This window comes from Methylocella sp. CPCC 101449, from assembly GCF_031921685.1.
Lineage (GTDB): Bacteria > Pseudomonadota > Alphaproteobacteria > Rhizobiales > Beijerinckiaceae > Terripilifer.
Map to the genome: position 1 here is coordinate 1,542,563 of NZ_JAPDHU010000002.1, position 18,484 is coordinate 1,561,046.

Consider the following 18,484-nt stretch of genomic DNA (forward strand, 5'->3'; position numbering starts at 1 on the left):
CCCAGCGCGGCAGTCTCTCCCACCTGATGCAGGCCCCCGCCAATGCCCCGCCGGTCGAATGGATCGTCGCCGACGGGCTCACCGCTTATGACGACGTCGTCGCCTTCATGGAACAGCGGGCCGATGCCATCGCCGCCGGCACAGCGCGCGAATGCGTCTGGCTGGTCGAACACCCGCCCCTCTACACGGCCGGGACATCGGCCAAGGACGGCGATCTGCTCGACGCCCGTTTCCCGGTCCACCGGACGGGGCGCGGCGGTCAGTACACCTATCATGGGCCGGGCCAGCGCGTCGGCTATGTGATGCTCGATCTGCGCCGCCGCCGGCCGGATGTCCGCGCCTTTGTCTGCGCGCTGGAGGATTGGATTATCGGCACGCTCGCCGCCTACAACATCCGTGGCGAACGGCGCGCCGATCGCGTCGGCGTGTGGGTGCAGCGCCCCGATAAGCCGCGTGGTTTCGACGGTGCGATGGCCGAAGACAAAATCGCCGCCATCGGCATTCGCGTACGCCGCTGGGTAACCTTCCACGGCATTTCATTGAACGTCGAACCCGATCTGTCCCACTTCGCCGGCATCGTGCCCTGCGGCATTTCCAACGCCCATTTCGGCGTGACGAGCCTCGTCGATCTCGGCATCCCGGTGACCATGCCGGAGGTCGACGGCGTCATGCGCCATACGTTCGAGACGGTATTCGGGCCGACAGCGTGAATCAGCGCCGATCGTGCGGCGTGGCGAAGCGCGGCCGCACTTTCGGCGCCACCGTCGGTTGGACAAAGCCCGGGCTCGTCGCCTGCCCCGTGCCCGGCGTCAGAGCCGACAGTTCGCGCAGGTAATTTTCCGGCAGCTGCCAGGATTTCGCGGCCGACATCACCGCTTCCATATAGCCGTCGAGCGGACGACCACCGCCCTTGCCGCGCCCGACATAGACGAGCGCCCGCACCGACGCGCCTTCGGTACGCAACACGGGCTGAGAAATCTTCGTGTAGAGACCCGTGCCGATGCTCTCATAGGCATCGAGTGCCCGCACATCGCCGAGCGCCACGTCCCACAGCACCCCATGCACGCTGCGCGTGCCATCGCGCAGCACCGAGGCATAGCCCTCGGCCATGATCACGAAACGATGACGCGGCAGAATGGCCCGGCCCACCGGCCGGGAACGCGGACAGCGCTGCTGCATGGCAGCCACGTCCATGTTCGAGCCATAGGCGAAATAAAGCGGCATAAGGATTCCGATTTCTAAACGACGATCGCCGTCAGGCAAATTCCATGATCACGGCATCGACCGCCAGCGAGTCGCCGGCCTTGGCCAACAGCTTGCGCACGGTGACATCGCGTTCGGCCCGCAGCACGTTTTCCATCTTCATCGCCTCGACGATGCAGAGCGGTTCGCCGGCGCTGACCTGCTGCCCTTCCGTGACGAACAAGGTCTTCATCAATCCGGGCATCGGGCAGATCAAAGCCTTCGACGTATCAGCCTGTTTCTTCTCCGGCATGATCGCCGCGAGATCCGCCTCGCGTCGCGTATAGACATGAATGGTCGCGGCGGTGCCGCGACTGGTCAGCGCCATGCCATTGAGCACGGGACGAACCTGCGCCGCATAGTGCGTATCGTCGATCAGCCCATGCCACACCAATTCGCCCGGCACCCAATCGGACTGCACGCGCAGCGCCCGCGCCGACGCATCGTCGATGCGCACCAGCAGGCCATCGTCCGCCTCGTCGACGACGATATTGATGCGTTCGCCATGCAGAATGACGGAACGTTCGCGCAGGAACACCACCGGATTTTGCGTCTGCATCTGTCCCGAAATACGCCGCTTGCGTTCATTGGCGACATGATCGGCATGAGCCGCGATGGCCGTCAGCGCGAAGCGGGTTTCACCCTCCGGCATCGGCATGGCGAAACCATGCGGATATTCCTCCGCGATGAAGCCGGTCGACAGACGTCCCTCGCGCCAGCGCTTGTGCTGCATCAGCGAGGACAAGAAAGGAATATTGTGACGGATGCCGTCGATGACGAAAGCATCGAGCGCCTGAGCCTGCGCATCGATCGCCGTCTCGCGATCTCCCGCATGGGTGACGAGCTTGGCGATCATCGGATCGTAGTAGATCGAAATCTCGCCGCCTTCCTGCACGCCCGTGTCATTGCGTACGGTGACGCCATCGAAGTGGCCTTCCGCCGGCGGCCGATATTTCACCAGCCGCCCGGTTGACGGCAGGAAGCCGCGCACCGGATCTTCCGCATAGACGCGGCTTTCCACCGCCCATCCCCGCAGATGAACGTCGCTCTGGCGGATCGCCAGTTTCTCGCCGGCCGCGACGCGGATCATCTGCTCCACCAGATCGATGCCCGTAACAAGTTCGGTCACCGGATGCTCGACCTGCAGACGCGTGTTCATCTCCAGGAAGTAGAAGCTACGGTCCTGGCCGGCGACGAATTCAACGGTGCCGGCGGAATCGTAGTCGACCGCCTTGGCCAAGGCCACGGCCTGCGCGCCCATGGCGCGGCGCGTTGCTTCATCGAGCAATGGCGACGGCGCTTCCTCGATCACCTTCTGGTTGCGGCGCTGGATCGAGCACTCGCGCTCGCCGAGATAGATGACATTGCCGTGCTTGTCGCCGAGCACCTGAATTTCGATGTGGCGTGGATTGACGATGAACTTTTCGATGAAGACGCGATCGTCGCCAAAGGACGACAAGGCTTCGGACTTGGCGCGCTCGAACCCTTCCGCCACTTCATCGCGCGCATGGGCGATGCGCATACCTTTGCCGCCGCCGCCGGCCGACGCCTTGATCATCACCGGATAGCCGATCTCGTCGGCGATCTTCACCGCATGTTCGGGGCTATCGATGACGCCGAGATAGCCCGGCACGGTCGAGACTTTGGCGGCATTGGCGAATTTCTTCGACTCAATCTTGTCGCCCATCGCCGCGATGGCGCGCGGATTGGGGCCGATGAAGGTAATGCCAGCTTTCTTCAGCGCCTCGGCGAAGGCCTCACGCTCCGAGAGAAAGCCATAACCCGGATGAACCGCTTCGGCCCCGGTCTGCTGACAGGCGGCCACGATCCGATCGATGACGAGATAGGATTCCGCGGCGGGCGCCGGGCCGATATGGACGGCCTCATCGGCCATCGCCACATGCAAGGCGTCGCGATCAGCGTCCGAATAGACCGCCACCGTGGCAATTCCCATGCGGCGAGCGGTTTTGATGACACGGCAGGCGATCTCGCCCCGATTGGCGATGAGGATCTTTTTGAACATTCGGGCCCCGACGGCCGGCGAAGGAGAGCGCCGACCCTATCCAACTGTTCTAAAAGGGGGAGACACAGCCGTCTAGAGTCTTTCGCCGTTTCACCGAAACGGTGAAAAGACTTCAGGCTCTTGTTTTAACGCGTTTTCTTCACGCGAACCGGTGTCCACTTCGCTCGAAAACGCCCCAAGGTCTATTTTGCCGAAAATGCGGTTCAAGCCGCCTTCCGGACCGCCTCTTCCAGGACATTTCCCAGTCCCTGCCAACCGGCGCCCGCGCGGCCACGAACCGCCGCCGGCAACCAGGCCGGAACCCGATGCGCCTCGGCCAACACATTGACCAGAACCGCGAACGTGTTGAGCGTGCGCGTTTGATCGGCCTGCTGGATCAGCCATTCCGCTTGCGGCGTGTTGACGACACCCGTCGGGCGCGCCTGCCACACGATATGATCGGTGATCGCCTCGACGAAGAACGCCGTCCATTCCGGACATTTCAGCGCGTCGGAACGCTCCAGATGAAACAAAGCTTCAGCCTCGTCGCGGCCGACGCTGGTTTGCGAGAAGATCAGCCGGCGCAACCGTACCACGTCTTCCGTCGTGATTTCGTTGGCATTGGTCAAGGACACGACGGCGGCGCGGCCGCGATCGAGATGTTCACCAAAACCCGTCCTGTTCATATCCATTTGCTCAACCCCGCTCCTGCGGCTTCTTGAACGACGCCGTCTTGATGGCGTTAACCTCTAAGTCATGGCCGTTGCCATCCGGTGAACGCGACCACGGCTTCGCGGCACAGGGTTAAGCGCCGGGCAACAGGCTTGGTTGCCGATTCCATAACCTGGGTTCCATCGCGCGCCGGCCCCTCGAAAAGGATCGTAACGTCTTGTTTAGGTAAACGAACTGAATCCACGATCGCTACAATGCAAAGAGCCCTGATTTATAAGTCCGTTAAGCCCCGATACCGCCTCTAGGAAGCGCGGTGTCAGAGAAGCCGGCGCAACGCGTCGGCATCGGGAATTGGGTATGCATTCAGGTTCGAAGGCTGATCAGCGACGGCTTGGAAAAAGCGCGGTGCCGTTCGCGGGCTATGCCACCGTTCTGCTGGCCACCACCTTGCCGCTGAATATGGCCCGGGCCGACTGCGTGCTGTCGGGCAACGGCACGTTGGAATGTAGCGGCGCGATCAGCCCCAATGGTGTCGACAACGCCGGTCTCATTGGCGACGTCCACATTCAATATGGCACCACCGTCGTCGGCGGCACCGCGAGCACCAACGCCGGCGTGTCCATGGGCCCGTCAGGCACGTTGATGAACGACGGTTCCATCACTGGCAACGCCAGCGGCGTCACCAGCGAAGGCCTGCTGACCCTGAACAACAATGGCGTCATTCGCGGCGCGGGCATAAGTGGCATCGCCAGCCAGGGTGCCGTCAATGGCACCAACAACGGCCTGATCCAGGGGCAAACCTTCGGCATTTCCGCGTCCTCATCCCTGCAACTGGAAAACAACGGCCGCATCACCGGTGGCATCGGCACGCAGTCGCAATCGCTCGACCTGAAAAACAACGGCACCATCGATGCCCTTAATGTCGGCGTCGACGTGACCAGTGCCGCTTCGGGCAACGCCAAGATCGTCAACGACGGCACGATTTCCGTCGGCAATGCATCGGGGCTCGCCGTCCGCGCCGCCGGTAATCTCGAGCTTACCAACCGCGCCCGTATCGTCGGCGGCATCAGCGCCTTCGGCATCAACGGCACCAACACCGGCACGATCGATGGACAGGCCGGCACGGCTTTCTACAGCATCGGCCCTTTCAACCTGTCCAACAACGGCACGGTGACCGGGCGCACGGGCGCCATTGCGGTCGACGGCTCCGCCGCCATCAACAACGGTGGCGCGATCACATCGACCGGTGACGGCAGCACGGCGATTTCCGCGACCAATCTGTCGCTTACCAACAACAGCCAGGTCTCGGCCAGCGGCGATGGCTCAACCGGCATTCGCACCGCCAACGATGCAGCCATCACCAACAATGGATTGATCTCGGCGGCCAAGAACGGCGTGGCCGTGAACGTCGGCCGCAATGCCACGATTTCCAACACCGGCCAGATTTCGGCCGATGTCTCGACGAATGCGGCGACGCCCTCGATTGGCGTCGCCATCGGCAACAGCGCTTCGATCACCAATTCAGGCGTGATCGAAGCCGGCGGCGCGGGCAGCGGTGCCGCCTATGGCGTCTACAGCACCGGCGACAGCACGGTCACCAACAAAGGCCGCATCTCCGTCAACGGCAGCGGCGCGGCCGCAGTGACGGGCGCCGCCAATATGAGCTTGATCAACACCGGCGCGGTGCTGGCCAATGGCGCCGGCTCCATCGGCTTCTTCGCGGGTCAGACCGCCACGCTCAACAACAGCGGCCAGGTCTCCGGTACGGCGGCGGGCGTCGCTGCCAGCGGTTCCGTCAACATCACCAACACCGGCTCCATTTCGGGTGCGACCGGCATTCAGGTGAACGCTGCATCGACACCGGCCGCAGGCTCCGTCATCAACAACAACGGCACGATCGTCGGCACGTCGGGCACCGCCATTCAGCTCACGGGCGCAGCCGATACGCTGACCATCGGCCGCAATTCGCGCATCAGCGGTCTCATTGCTATCGGTGGCGGCGGCGATACGATCAATCTCGACGCCGGCGGCCATCGCTCGCAGGTTCTGGCCTTCGACACGCTGCAGGGCGCGCAGGTCAATGTCAGCAATGCACCGGTGTGGCAGCGTCTCGGCAATGCCATCGTCGTGGTCGACACGACGACGCAACAAATGGCCGATCGCGGCGTCGCCGATGTCACCGATGCGGTGCGCGACATTACGCTTGGCCGTATCAGCCAGCCGGTCAACCGCCAGCAAAGCAATACGGGTTTCTATATCGAGCCCTTCGGCGGTACGCGCCGGCAAAGCGAAACCAGCCGGACCGCCGCTTATACGGCAACCAATGCCGGCGCGGTGATCGGTGTCGAGAGCGCCGAAATGGCGCCCATGCGCATCGGCGCCTTCGTCGGCGGTGCCATGGGCAATTCGAAAGCCAACACCGGCGATCCGCTTTCGCATCAGGCCACCTATGGCATTGCCGGCGTCTATGGCCGTTATTCGCACGACATCTTCTTCGTCGAGGCGGCGGTCACTGGCGGCATCACCTCAGGCCAGGGCACGCGCACGGTCGTCAGCAACTTGCTGCCCAACGGTCAGACGAGCGTCACCGGCCACACCAGCGGCAAGTTCTTGAGCCCCGAGATCGGCGCCGGTGTCGACATCGCCATCGACAATACGACGAGCATCAGACCATCAGTCCATTACCGCTATACGGTGACGGGCTGGAACGGCATGAACGAGAACGATCCGACCGTCGGCCTCGCCTATGGCGGCCGCAGCACGCGCACCAGCGAGTTCCGCGCCGAAGTCACCGGCAGCCATACCTATCGCTATCTCGACGGCACGCTGCACGTGTACGAAACCTTGGGCGTCATTTCTCGTCGGATAAACGGCTCAAATGTGCTGGCGCAACTGGCTGGCTCGGCCGTGAACATCGATCCCACGGGGCCGCGCACGACGGTCGGCCTCTTCGCCGTCGCGGGCCTGGAATGGCGCGGACAAGGCGCCTACAGCCTGTTCGCCAATCTCAGAGGCGAGTGGCACAACGACAAGAATGCCATTTTTGCCATGCGCGGCGGCGCGATAATGCGGTTCTAGCAGGGTACGGAGAAACTCTCCGTGTCATTCCCGACGCGCGAAGCGCGAGCGGGAATCCAGAGCAAGCGGTAAAGCGTATCGAGAAGCATTCTACCAGTTACTCTGGATTCCCGCTCAGCCGCTATGCGGCTGTCGGGAATGACACCAATCAGCCAAATGCGATTACGCCGATCAAAGCGGAATATTGTCGTGCTTCTTCCAAGGATTTTCCAGATCCTTGTGACGCAGCATGGCGAGCGCCCGCGCAATGCGCTTGCGCGTCGCGTGCGGCATGATCACTTCGTCGATATATCCGCGCTCGGCGGCGACGAAGGGTGACAAGAAACGATCCTCGTATTCCTTGGTGCGCGCGGCGATCTTCTCGGCATCCTTGATGTCGGCTCGGAATATGATTTCGACCGCGCCCTTGGCGCCCATCACCGCGATCTGCGCCGACGGCCAGGCATAATTGAAATCGCCGCGCAGATGTTTCGAGGCCATCACATCATAAGCACCGCCAAACGCCTTGCGGGTGATGACGGTCACCTTCGGCACCGTCGCCTCCGCATAGGCGAATAGCAGCTTCGCGCCATGCTTGATCAGGCCGCCATATTCCTGCGCCGTCCCCGGCAGGAAGCCCGGCACGTCGACGAAGGTGACGATGGGAATGTTGAACGCATCGCAGAAGCGCACGAAGCGCGCCGCCTTGCGCGAGGCATCGCTGTCGAGCACACCAGCCAGCACCATCGGCTGATTGGCGACGAAGCCGACCGTGCGCCCTTCGATGCGCCCGAAGCCGGTGACGATATTGCGCGCATGCGCTTCCTGGATTTCGAAAAAATCGCTCTCGTCGGCGACTTTCGAAATCAGCTCTCTGATGTCGTAAGGCTTGTTCGGATTGTCGGGAACGAGCGTATCGAGCGACATGTCGAAGCGGTCAGCGGCGTCGAATGTCGGCCATTCCGGCACATCGTCGCGGTTCGACGACGGCAGGAAGTCGATCAGCCGGCGCATCTGCAAGAGCGCCTCGACATCGTTGTCATAGGCATGATCGGCGACGGACGACTTGGTCGTGTGCACCGAGGCGCCGCCGAGCTCTTCGGCCGTCACCGTCTCGTTGGTGACGGTCTTCACCACGTCGGGACCGGTGACGAACATATAGCTCGTATCGCGCACCATGAAGATGAAATCGGTCATCGCCGGTGAGTAGACGTCACCACCAGCGCATGGCCCCATGATCACCGAGATCTGCGGAATGACGCCAGAGGCCAGCGCGTTGCGCTGGAAGACTTCCGCATAGCCACCAAGCGCCGCCACGCCTTCCTGAATGCGCGCGCCGCCGGCATCGAAAAGACCGATGATCGGCGCGCGGTTCTTCAGCGCCATATCCTGGATCTTCATGATCTTCTGCGCATGGGTTTCCGACAGCGAACCGCCGAAGACCGTAAAATCCTTCGCATAGACGAAGACGGTGCGGCCGTTCACCGTGCCCCAGCCGGTGACGACGCCGTCGCCTGGAATCTTTTCGGCCTTGTCCATGCCGAAGTCGGTCGAGCGGTGCTGCACGAACATGTCGAATTCCTCGAAGGAATCGTGATCGAGCAGCAGGTCGATCCGTTCGCGCGCCGTCAGCTTGCCGCGTTTGTGTTGCGCATCGATACGCGCCTGGCCGCCGCCGAGAGCCGCCTTGGTCCGCCGCTGTTCCAGATCAGCAATGATATGTTTCACGAACGTTCCTCCGGCTCATCTGCTTACGACAGTGCCGCCAAAACGGCGGCCGCCGCATCCATCTCGACCTTGCGCCGCGCCTGACGCTCCATCGCCTCTGCATCGGCACCCCACACGCGCGCCTGATGATCTTCATCCACATGCGCTGCCGCCCAGGCCTCGTCAGCCGCCAGCTTACCTGAAGCGAGCGCCAGCGCCAGCAGCGCCGAACCGGTCAAGGTCGTCACGGTGCTCAGCGCCGCCGCCTTCAGCGGCGCCGCCGCGCCCTCGCCGGTCAAGGCATTCACGGCTTTGCGCACGGCCGCGATCGTCTCGTCGGGCTGCGCCGCATGCATCACGCCTTCCGCCAGCACGAAATGAGCATCATGCGCTTCGCGCATCCAGGCGATGATCGGATCCCAGGCCTTGCGCTGTTCGGCCACCAGGGCTTCCGGTTCGCCCGCGCGATAGCAGAGCAGATCGGAGCCCGCATATTTGACCACTTCAGCGCGCACGGCCTCGATATCACGGGCCACGCCATCCAGCGCCGAATTGACGATGCGCGTCACAGGCATGGCGGAGGGATCGATGACTTCCTGCTGCGCTTCCCATTCATCGACCAGCAGTTGCGCAAGCTTGGCGCTCGGCACGGCGAGCGGATTGCGCGCCGGAGTCAACGCCGGCCGCCCATCGAGCAGCAGAGCAAACTGACCGTTCTCGTCCCGCGTTGAAGCACTCTTGTAGAAACGGCGCGGCAAAGCCTTGCGCTGATCGCGACGCGCCATTTCCACCGGATCGATTTTCTCCCCGGTGGACGGCAGCAGGTCGCGCAAAAGATCGCGCTCGGGATCTTGCTTGGAATCCTCGCCCATCGTCATTCCGGAAAGCGCGGCAACGGCGTTTCGCCGGCAGGCGGCGCGACCCGCGCCACGTTCATCGTCATCGCCAGCAGCGAATAATAGCCGACGAGGCCGCAGAGCTCGACCACGCCGGTCTCGCCGAATTGCGCCTTGGCCCGATCATAAGTCGGATCGCTGACGCGGCGCGTCGCCAGCAGTTCGGAAACGAAGTCCCAGATGATCTCTTCTTCGGGGATCAGCGGCGACGGGCGACGGCCGTCGCGAATGGCCGCCACCGTTGCCTCAGTCACGCCGGCCGCCAGCGCATGTTTGCGATGGGCGCCCCATTCGAAATCCTGCGTCCAGTGGCGCGCCACCATGAGAATGGTGAACTCGCTGAGCCGGCCCGACAGCGAGCAGCGATAACGCAGGAATTCACCGACCCGGTGCGTGCGCGTCAGCAGTTCCGGCGAACGAACGAACACATGCCACGGCCCGGAAAACCCGACCTTGCGCTCGGCGACGAATTCGTCATGCGCCTGCTTCTGTTCAGGCGTGAATTGGTTTTCAGCGAGAGGGGGCAGACGGCATTCGCTCACGAACTACTCCTGTGGGGCATCTTCGATCGGATCGTATTGCTTCACATCGAAGCCGAACAGATCGAACGTCTTTTGCATATGCGGCGGCAACGGCGCGGTGACGTCGAGCGTGCCGCCACGCGGATGCGGCAGAACAAGACGCCGCGCCATCAGATGCAGCTTGCGTTCGATCTCCGCTGGAATGGCGCGCATCGGATCGGTGCGGCGCGGATCGTTGCTCTTCAGATCGAGTCCGTATTTCGGATCGCCGATAATCGGATGACCGATCGCTTCCGCATGGGCACGCAACTGATGCGTGCGGCCGGTGATCGGCTTCATCGACAGCCAGGCGAGACGCGGCGCCACTTTGTCGACGGTCGCATAAAAGGTCACCGAATGCTGCGCATCCTCTTCGCCATGCTTGGCGACGCGCATTTTCTCGGGGTCGACACGCGAAGAGCTGGGCGCCCGTTCGCCGCGCTTGTCGCCCATGCCCGCGCCCTTGGCGAGGAACAGCGAGATGCGGCCCTGGAACGGTTTGGGCACGCCCTCGACGACAGCCCAATAGATTTTGCGCGTCTGCCGCGAGCGGAAAATCTCGCCGAGATCGGAAGCGATCTTGCGCGACTTGGCGATGAGCAGCACGCCCGACGTGTCACGATCGAGGCGATGGACAAGCACCGGCCGTTCGCCCTTCTCGTTCGCCATGGCCATCAACATGCCGTCGATGTGCCGCGTCGTGCCCGAGCCGCCCTGCACCGCAAGCCCATAGGGCTTGTTGATCGCCATCAGATATTTGTCCTCGAACAGGACAAGCTCTTTCAGCATGCGCACGTCATCGGGCGAGGCCGGCCGTGCCTTCTTCACCGCCGGCGCGGCGGGCGCCTCAAGCTTCAGCGGCGGCACACGGATGGCATTGCCTTCAGCGATGCGTGTGGAGGTTTCCGCCCGCTTGCCGTCCACCCGCACCTCGCCCTTGCGCACGATGCGGTTGAGATGGGCCAGCGACAGCGCGGGAAAGCGCCGACGAAACCAGCGGTCGAGCCGCATGCCGTCTTCATCGGCACTCACGGTCAATGTCTGGACCGACGTGCCTTGCGTGTTCGTGCCTTGCGTGTTCGTACCCTGCGCACTCATGACAACCACCTGATGAGCGACAGGCCAGCGGCCAGCGCCAGCACCGACGCGACGACCGAACTCAGCACGTAGAGCGCACCCGTGGTGATCGCGCCCCGCTCCCACAAGAGCATGGTGTCGAGCGAGAAAGCCGAAAAGGTGGTGAAACCGCCGAGAATGCCCGTGGTCAGAAACAGGCGCGTGTGCTGTGTCCAGCTTTCACCGGCCCGAAAGGCCAGCCAGGCCGCGAAAACGCCCATGATGAAGGAGCCGACCACATTGACGGTCAGCGTGCCCCAGGGGAAATCGGTGCCGCACAGGCGCGCGCAGCCCACATTCACCCCATGCCGGAGCGCGCCGCCAATGCCGGCGCCCAAAAATACGATCAAAAAACCCGTCATGCCCCCTCTATAGAGGGCGGAACCGGCCCCGTCATCACCCCAACCCAGGACAAATCGAAGCCAAAACACCCATCTATGCCGGAGACACGAGAGGTTTTGCTTCCTTCACGGGTAGACCGCTTTGGGAAGCCAGGAAGTCGATAAAGGTGCGAACCTTCGCGGACAAGTATTTGCGACTGGGATAGACCGCATGCAGCGTCGTGCTGAACTTCGCCGCATCGGGCAGCACCGTTTCCAAGCGTACCGCCGCAATGTCGGACTGGACCATCCAGACGGGCAGGAAAACAAGGCCCATGCCTTCGAGAGCGGCCAGATGCAGCAGGGTCTCGTTCTCACTTTGCATCACCGCCCGGAACTTCACCGTCTCGGGTCCGTCCTCGCCCGCGAGAACAAGGCTGCCGCTGGCATTCATGCCTCTGTAGAGCAGCAAGGCGTGACCGTTCAGGTCGGCTATTTTCGTTGGGTGGCCCGTGCGCGCGAGATAGGCCGGCGCGCCCATGAGGCAAAACTCGATCTGCGCCAAGGGACGGGCAATAAGACTGGCATCAAGCCGGTCTGGCGCCGTGGCACGCAAGGCGAGATCGAACCCCTCGTCCACCAGATTCACGATCCGCCCGCTCAGATCCATATCGAGGCAGACGTCCGGAAAGCGCTGGTGGTAGTCGGCCAACATCCGGACGATCGGGCTACTTGCGATCCATACGGGCGCGCTGAGCTTCAGCGTGCCGCGCGGTGAGACCGCGACATTGGAGAGCGCCGCCTCTACCTCATCCAACCCATCGAGCATCTGCCTGGCCTGGGTGAGATAGAGCGCGCCAGCCTCCGTGAGGCTGACATGGCGGCTGGTGCGATTGAGCAACCGGATGCCGAGCCGGTCCTCCAAGTGCATCACATGCTTGCTGGTCATCGCCGCCGATAAGCCGAGACGGCCGGCCGCGGCCGTGAAGCTTTCCAGCTCGGCCACCGTGCAAAACACCCGCAAACTCGTCAGCGTATCCATGGATTATCAACATACAGGAAACGCTGGCTCAATACGAGGCCGATTGATGCGCCCTCCAGAAACAATCATGTCTAGGGCGAACCGCCTCCAACCGCCTGCCCACGGCCAGTTCGGCCCGGCTTAAACGGTATGACGCAAGGGATACGTATCATGACCGACGTTCGCCTCCCGACCTATTTCATCAGCCACGGTGGTGGCCCCTGGCCGTATATGACCGGCGAGTTCCGCCGCAACTTCGACAGACTGGAACAGTCGCTCGTCGAGATGCGGGCCGAGCTTCATGATCTGCCCAAGGCCGTGCTCGTCGTCTCGGGCCATTGGGAGGAGCAGGGTTTCGCCATCTCCTCCGGCGCCAGGCCCGGCATGGTCTACGACTATTACGGCTTTCCCGAATATCTATACCGCATCAGCTATGGCGCGCCGGGCTCGCCGGAACTCGCGCGCCATGTGCAGGACGTGCTGCGCACCGCTGACATCGCGACAAAGCTGGATCCTACCCGTGGCTTCGATCACGGCACCTTCAGCATCATGAAGCCGCTCTATCCCGGCGAGGACATCCCGCTCGTCCAGCTCTCGCTCGATGCAGGGCTCGATCCTGCACTCCATCTCGCGCTCGGACGGGCATTGGCACCGCTGCGCGACGAAGGCGTGCTGATCATCGGCAGCGGCCTCAGCTATCACAATCTCGGCGCTATGCGCGGCACCGGCGGATACGAACCCTCGCGCCAGTTCGATGCCTGGCTGCAACAGACGCTGATCCACGCATCGCCCAAGGAACGCGCCGAGCGTCTGATCCAATGGGAACAGGCGCCCTTGGCCCGGGCCGCACACCCGCGCGAGGACCATCTCATCCCGCTCATGGTGGCTGTCGGTGCGGCGGAGAACGAGCCCGGCGCGGTCACCTATCACCAGACCGATTTCGCCGGCGGACTCACCGCATCGAGTTTCCGCTTCGGCAATCCGCCCACGGCCTAAAGGCTGCTTCGCTGCCTGACCGCTCATCTCATCATCCAGGAGAAAATAACATGCTGAACACATCCATTTGGGCACCGCGCGTCTTGGCCGTTCTGCGGGTCGTCACCGCGCTCTTGTTCCTTGAACACGCGACGATGAAATTCCTGCAATTCCCGGCCGCCATTCCTGGCGTCGCCTATCCGCTGCCCGCCATCATGCTGGTCGCCGGTGCTATCGAGGTCGTGGCCTCGGCTTTGATTGCCGTGGGGCTCTACACCCGCGTCGCCGCCTTCATTGCCGCCGGCGAAATGGCGGCCGCCTATTGGATGGCCCATGCGCCCATGAGCTTCTGGCCGGCGCTCAACATGGGCGAACCCGCCATCCTGCTCTGCTTCATCTTCCTCTATCTGGCCTTTGCGGGCGGTGGCGCCTGGGCGCTCGACAACCTGCGGCGGCCGGCATCGCAACAGGCCGCGCTCGCCTAACCAGGTTCTAGGCTTCGCCGCGCTCCTGGCGCAGCTTGGCCCAGTATTCCAGCCGCTTGCGCACTTCACGCTCGAAACCGCGCTCCACCGGCTCGTAGAGGCTGCGGCGGCCGAGCTTCTCGGGCCAGTAGTTCTGGCCCGAAAAGGCATCGGGCTCGTCATGGTCATAGCGATAGCCGGCGCCATAGCCCTCTTCCTTCATCAGCTTCGTCGGCGCATTCAGGATGGTGTGAGGCGGCATCAGCGAGCCATAGCTCTTGGCCAGCGCCATGGCCTTGTTCCAGGCCATATAGGCGGCATTGGATTTCGGCGCCGAAGCGACATACAGCACCGCATTGGCCAGGGCCAATTCGCCTTCCGGCGTGCCGAGAAAGTCATAGGCGTCCTTGGCTGCATTGGCGACGAGCAGCGCCTGCGGATCGGCCAGGCCGATATCCTCGATGGCCATGCGCACCACGCGCCGCGCGATGAACAAGGGGTCCTCACCCGCGTCGAGCATGCGCGCCAGATAATAGAGCGCCGCATCGGGATCGGAGCCGCGCACGCATTTGTGCAGGGCGCTGATCAGATTGTAGTGCCCCTCCTGACCCTTATCGTAGATCGGCGCACGACGTTGCACGATCTCGCCCAGATGTTCCGTATCGAAGATTTCGCCTTCGCCGGCGGCCCGCCAAATCTCCTCCGCCAGAGTGAGCGCGGCGCGGCCGTCGCCATCGGCCATGCGCACGAGGCTGGCGCGCGCGCCCTCATCGAGCGGCAGCGACTTGCCTTCCAGCGTCTCGGCGCGCACCAGCAATTTGCCGATCGCTTCTTCGTCGAGTGATCGAAAGGTCATCACCCGGGCGCGCGACAGCAGAGCCGCATTGAGTTCGAAGGATGGATTCTCGGTCGTCGCGCCGATCAAAGTGATCGTACCGTCTTCCATGACAGGCAGAAACGAATCCTGCTGGGCGCGATTGAAGCGATGGATCTCATCGACGAACAACAAGGTCGTGCGCCCGGCAGCATGGGAACGGCGCGCCGCCTCGAACACTTTCTTCAAATCGGCGACGCCGGAGAAGATGGCGGAGATCTGCACGAAGTCGGCGCGGGTCTCCTGCGCCAGCAATCGCGCCACCGTCGTCTTGCCGGTGCCCGGTGGTCCCCAGAAGATCAATGACCCCAAAGAGCCCGAGCGAATCAGTCGCGTCAGCGCGCCATCGGCTCCCAGAAGGTGATCCTGCCCTGCAACCTCGTCCAACTTCTTTGGCCGCATGCGATCAGCAAGTGGCCGTGGCGCAAGGCTTTCCGGCGTTGGTTCCGCGAACAAATCAGACATAGCTTGACCGGTGCTGGCTCATTTTGCGACAAACTGTTAACGTTTCAGTTAGATTCTTTAATCAAGTTAACCATATTTCCTTCGCACTGGACGCGATCGAAAATGAGGGGCGCCGTCTCCCAGGGACCTAGCGCCATAAGGGATGTCAGGAAACAGGGGACATAATATGCGAATTATTGCTTTGGTCACCCAAAAGGGCGGTTCGGGTAAGAGTACCATTGCTTCGTCTCTCGCAGTCGCGGCGGCGGAAACCGGCGAAAGAGTCATCGTCGTCGACATGGATCCGCAGGCCTCGCTCACCCGCTGGGCCAAGGTTCGCGAAGAAAAGAACATCGGCGTCACCACATTCACGCCCGGCAAGCTGGCGAGCGCCGTTGCCGCCATGGAAAAGGCCGGCGTCACCACCGTCATCATCGATACGCCCGGCACCGATTCGCCTGCCTCCCAGGCGGCGATGAAAGTCGCCGACATCTGCATCATTCCGGCTCGTCCCAATGTCTTCGACCTGTGGGCCAGCGAAACGACCCGCAAGCAGCTGCGTGCGCTGCGCCGGGAATATGCCTTCCTGCTCAATCAATGTCCGCCGGCCCAGCAGAGCGCCCGTGTCGAACAGGGTGCCAAGGCGCTGGAAGCCATGGGCGGCCTGCTCAATCCGATGATCGCCTCGCGCGTCGACTATCAGGAAGCTTCGCGCCTCGGTCTCGGTGTCACCGAATTGCATCCCTCCAGCGAAGCGGCTGAAGAGATCCGCAAGCTCTGGTCGTCGCTCAAGCGCCGCGTCGGCAAGAGCACGCCCGCGCGTCGCGCGGCTTAACCGAGATCCCCTCAAGAACGGCAAAGCCCGGGCCACGGCCCGGGCTTTTTTTCGTTTATAGCGGCTTTTTTTTTGCGAACTGGGTGCTGGAAATCTTTCACCGTTTCCAAGAAACGGTGAAAGACCCTAACCACCGTTGATAACGGTGGTGAAGAGCTGGCCGCCACGGCCAATCGTAATCTGCCAGAACAGACGCCGCTGCGACGTGGCGCTCTGCATGTCCTTGGTGCGCAGCATCTTCACATCGTTGATCGAAACGACGACATCGCCCTTCTGCAAGCCGAGCGATTGCGCGTTGGAGCCGTCCTCGACATCGATGACGACCACACCTTCACGCACGCCATGGACGGAGAATTCCTCGCCGATCGCCGGCGAATAATTGACCAGCGTCGCACCGACGAACGGCGACCGGCCGGGGCCGATCTTGACCTCTTCGCGCGGCGGATCTTCCGGCGCGACCTGCAATTTCAGCGGCAGGACGAGCGGCTTGCCGCCGCGCAGAATGCTCAAGGAGGCCGTACCGCCCACGCTCTTGGTGCCGAGGCGGAAGCCCAGGCTTTCGGGATCGACCACCGGCTGATTGTCGAGCGAAACGATCACATCGCCACGCTTCAAGCCGGCAGCTTCAGCCGCGCTCTTGCCGATGACATCGGCGACGAGCGCACCCGTGGGCCTGTCGAGGCCAATAGATTCGGCGATCTCGCGCGATACGCTCTGCAAGGTGGCGCCGAGCCACGGGCGGCGCACCTGCCGCCCGCCACCCTTTGCCGTCGCCAGGACGACCTTCACCATGTTCACGGGAATCGCGAAGCCGATGCCGACCGAACCGCCGGAGCGCGAATAGATCGCCGAATTGATGCCTACGAGTCGCCCTTCCATATCGACCAGCGCACCGCCGGAATTGCCCGGATTGATCGCCGCGTCGGTCTGGATGAAGAAGCCGTAGTCGGTGATGCCGACCTGAGTGCGCGCCAGCCCCGAGACGATGCCCTGCGTCACCGTCTGGCCAACGGCGAAGGGATTGCCGACGGCCAGCACCACGTCGCCCACTTCGAGCGCGTCGGAATCGCCCATGTCGAGGGCGGGGAAATCCTTGCCGCTCTTCAGCCGCAGGATCGCCAGGTCGGTGCGCGGATCACGCAGCACGATTTCGGCGTCGATCTCGCGCCGGTCAGACAAAGCCACCTTCACATCCGTCATGCCTTCGATGACGTGGTTGTTGGTGACGACCAGACCTTCCTGATCGACGATCACGCCGGAGCCGAGCGACTGCTGGGTTTGCGGCCGGCCGCCCTGCCCAAAGAACTGGCGGAAGAACGGATCGTCGAACAGCGGATTGGACGACGGCTTCTCGGTGCGCGACGCATAAACGTTCACAACCGCTGGCACCGTGCGCTTCACGATCGGCGCATAGGACAGCACCAGTTGCTGCCGGCTTTCGGGAACCTGCCGTGTCGGAGCCGGCACCGGGGCTTGGGCCAGGGCAGGCACCACAATCAACGGCAGCGAAAGGAGGACGGCGAGACGCAACAGCATGAGCGGTTTCCCAAAAGATCGATTCGAAAAATATAGGTTTGAACCCCTGCCCGCTCAATCGCGCGAGCCAAAAATACATTCCGTCAGGCCCCCTGACAGGCGGCTATTTGCCGCCGGCGGCCACCAGCAGTTGTGCCACGGCCGACTGCCCCCGACGGCGGGCGTGGGCCAAGGGCGTCACCCCATCGCGGTCGGCCAGATTGACGTTGGCGCCGGCCGCGAGCACCAGCCGCGTCGCCTCCACATGCCGGGGCCCGCCATCGCCCAGAATCACGATCTCGAGCAGGCAGGTCCAGCCCAGATTGTTGACCAGATTGACGTCGATGCCCGACTTGGTCGTCAGCAGACGGATGGTTTCCACATGGCCGCGCTCACAGGCCGGAATCAGGGCGCTGCCGCCAAAGCGGTTGCGCAGCGACAGATCCGGCTTGTGCGACAGCATGAGTTCCAGAATGGCTGTGCGCCCCAAAGCGCCCGCCAGCAGCCAAGGCGTATCGTGATTGACCGCTTGCGCATTGACGCTGGCGCCCCGCTGCAACAGCAGGCGCGCGACTTCCGTCTGTCCGGCGGTGACAGCCAACAGCAAGGCCGTCTGGCCGCTGCGATCGGTTGCATCCACAGGCGTGCCGCCATCAAGCGCGGCGGCGATTGCCTTCGTGTCGCCGCGGGTCGCGGCCTCATGCAAACGCTGGGGCGAAACAGGTTGCGCCATCACCACCTGCGCAAAAAGAAACGATAGGACAACGATCGCAAACTTCATGGC

The 18,484-nt window shown here is 63.0% G+C and carries 17 protein-coding genes; 5 read left to right on the forward strand and 12 right to left on the reverse strand.

Annotated features, from left to right (window positions below):
- Positions 1-26 precede the first annotated feature (26 nt).
- Positions 27-710, forward strand: a complete 684-nt coding sequence (lipB, locus tag OIM99_RS18190) for a lipoyl(octanoyl) transferase LipB (RefSeq protein WP_311852283.1) — start codon at positions 27-29, stop codon at positions 708-710.
- Position 711: 1 nt separating this feature from the next.
- Here the strand turns inward: lipB and OIM99_RS18195 are convergent, their stop codons facing one another.
- The 3 genes from OIM99_RS18195 to OIM99_RS18205 all read right to left on the reverse strand — a co-directional run bounded on the left by OIM99_RS18195 (position 712) and on the right by OIM99_RS18205 (position 3,936).
- Complete coding sequence (locus tag OIM99_RS18195) at positions 712-1,224, reverse strand: gamma-glutamylcyclotransferase family protein (protein WP_311851869.1); 513 nt, start codon at positions 1,222-1,224, stop codon at positions 712-714.
- Between the two features lie 31 nt (positions 1,225-1,255).
- Positions 1,256-3,265: an acetyl/propionyl/methylcrotonyl-CoA carboxylase subunit alpha gene (locus OIM99_RS18200; protein ID WP_311851870.1), complete on the reverse strand. Its 2,010-nt coding sequence runs from the start codon at positions 3,263-3,265 to the stop codon at positions 1,256-1,258.
- A gap of 203 nt (positions 3,266-3,468) precedes the next feature.
- Complete coding sequence (locus OIM99_RS18205; protein ID WP_311851871.1) at positions 3,469-3,936, reverse strand: hypothetical protein; 468 nt, start codon at positions 3,934-3,936, stop codon at positions 3,469-3,471.
- A gap of 337 nt (positions 3,937-4,273) precedes the next feature.
- On the opposite strand from OIM99_RS18205, the gene OIM99_RS18210 reads away from it, so the two are divergent.
- A complete protein-coding gene (locus OIM99_RS18210) occupies positions 4,274-6,994 on the forward strand; it encodes an autotransporter domain-containing protein (RefSeq protein ID WP_311851872.1) in 2,721 nt (906 codons plus the stop codon).
- 171 nt (positions 6,995-7,165) lie between these two features.
- Here OIM99_RS18210 and OIM99_RS18215 read toward each other — a convergent pair whose 3' ends face one another.
- The 6 genes from OIM99_RS18215 to OIM99_RS18240 form a co-directional block, all read right to left on the reverse strand.
- Positions 7,166-8,701, reverse strand: a complete 1,536-nt coding sequence (locus OIM99_RS18215) for an acyl-CoA carboxylase subunit beta (RefSeq protein WP_311851873.1) — start codon at positions 8,699-8,701, stop codon at positions 7,166-7,168.
- 23 nt (positions 8,702-8,724) lie between these two features.
- Positions 8,725-9,552, reverse strand: coding sequence for an ATP12 family protein (locus OIM99_RS18220; protein WP_311851874.1), 828 nt, complete (start codon positions 9,550-9,552; stop codon positions 8,725-8,727).
- Between the two features lie 2 nt (positions 9,553-9,554).
- Entirely contained in the window at positions 9,555-10,118 is a 564-nt protein-coding gene (locus OIM99_RS18225) for a carboxymuconolactone decarboxylase family protein (RefSeq protein ID WP_311851875.1), read from the reverse strand.
- A 3-nt stretch (positions 10,119-10,121) separates the two neighbouring features.
- Positions 10,122-11,234: an RluA family pseudouridine synthase gene (locus OIM99_RS18230; protein WP_311851876.1), complete on the reverse strand. Its 1,113-nt coding sequence runs from the start codon at positions 11,232-11,234 to the stop codon at positions 10,122-10,124.
- Entirely contained in the window at positions 11,231-11,614 is a 384-nt protein-coding gene (gene crcB / locus OIM99_RS18235; protein ID WP_311851877.1) for a fluoride efflux transporter CrcB, read from the reverse strand. The genes OIM99_RS18230 and crcB overlap by 4 nt, the downstream gene beginning before the upstream one ends.
- Before the next feature lie 73 nt (positions 11,615-11,687).
- Positions 11,688-12,614: a LysR family transcriptional regulator gene (locus tag OIM99_RS18240; RefSeq protein WP_311851878.1), complete on the reverse strand. Its 927-nt coding sequence runs from the start codon at positions 12,612-12,614 to the stop codon at positions 11,688-11,690.
- Positions 12,615-12,764: 150 nt separating this feature from the next.
- Here OIM99_RS18240 and OIM99_RS18245 point away from each other — a divergent pair, with 150 nt between their 5' ends.
- Both OIM99_RS18245 and OIM99_RS18250 read left to right on the forward strand, forming a co-directional pair.
- Entirely contained in the window at positions 12,765-13,589 is an 825-nt protein-coding gene (locus OIM99_RS18245) for a class III extradiol ring-cleavage dioxygenase (protein WP_311851879.1), read from the forward strand.
- Between the two features lie 50 nt (positions 13,590-13,639).
- Entirely contained in the window at positions 13,640-14,053 is a 414-nt protein-coding gene (locus tag OIM99_RS18250; RefSeq protein WP_311851880.1) for a DoxX family protein, read from the forward strand.
- A gap of 7 nt (positions 14,054-14,060) precedes the next feature.
- On the opposite strand, the gene OIM99_RS18255 is transcribed toward OIM99_RS18250, so the two are convergent.
- Complete coding sequence (locus OIM99_RS18255; RefSeq protein WP_311851881.1) at positions 14,061-15,371, reverse strand: replication-associated recombination protein A; 1,311 nt, start codon at positions 15,369-15,371, stop codon at positions 14,061-14,063.
- Positions 15,372-15,537: 166 nt separating this feature from the next.
- On the opposite strand from OIM99_RS18255, the gene OIM99_RS18260 reads away from it, so the two are divergent.
- Positions 15,538-16,185, forward strand: a complete 648-nt coding sequence (locus tag OIM99_RS18260; RefSeq protein WP_311851882.1) for a ParA family protein — start codon at positions 15,538-15,540, stop codon at positions 16,183-16,185.
- A gap of 126 nt (positions 16,186-16,311) precedes the next feature.
- Here the strand turns inward: OIM99_RS18260 and OIM99_RS18265 are convergent, their stop codons facing one another.
- Both OIM99_RS18265 and OIM99_RS18270 read right to left on the reverse strand, forming a co-directional pair.
- Positions 16,312-17,721, reverse strand: a complete 1,410-nt coding sequence (locus OIM99_RS18265; RefSeq protein WP_311851883.1) for a DegQ family serine endoprotease — start codon at positions 17,719-17,721, stop codon at positions 16,312-16,314.
- A gap of 103 nt (positions 17,722-17,824) precedes the next feature.
- A complete protein-coding gene (locus OIM99_RS18270; RefSeq protein WP_311851884.1) occupies positions 17,825-18,481 on the reverse strand; it encodes an ankyrin repeat domain-containing protein in 657 nt (218 codons plus the stop codon).
- Positions 18,482-18,484 lie beyond the last annotated feature (3 nt).